The organism is Gluconobacter sp. P1D12_c, from assembly GCF_018812105.1.
Taxonomy (GTDB): Bacteria; Pseudomonadota; Alphaproteobacteria; order Acetobacterales; family Acetobacteraceae; genus Gluconobacter; species Gluconobacter oxydans_A.
The window spans coordinates 1-385 of record NZ_JACSIQ010000735.1 but is presented as its reverse complement, the minus strand read 5'-3'; the positions used below and the strand labels follow the sequence as shown (position 1 = coordinate 385).

Genomic DNA, 385 nt, shown 5'->3' with positions numbered 1-385 from the left:
AGATCATTGGAGACCTCTATCGGACCGGTAAACGCCGCTTGCCTGACTCCTGTCCGATCCGTTTCATTCCGCCTTCCTGGCACAGCTTTGTCAGGCCAGAGGGAACAGTCATACGACAGGCTTACGAACTCTGTGTTCTGACCCAGCTGCGCGAGCGTCTGCGTGCCGGAGACATCTGGGTAACGGAAAGTCGCCAATACCGCGCATTCGACACCTACCTTCTTCCGGAAGCCACGTTTGCAGCGATGCGCGCGCAAGGACCGTTGCCTCTGGCGATCAATGCTACGGCTGACACGTTCCTTTCTCAACGGCGTGCAGTGCTGGAAACCGCGCTGAACCGGGTGACGGCTCTTGCCAGGAAGGGCGAGTTGTCACAGGTCCGGCT

Annotated in this window: 1 pseudogene; it reads left to right on the top strand. The window is 59.0% G+C overall.

Annotation, left to right across the window (positions count from 1 at the left end):
* A pseudogene (locus KP705_RS18960) lies at positions 1-385 on the top strand (Tn3 family transposase); the annotation flags it as partial.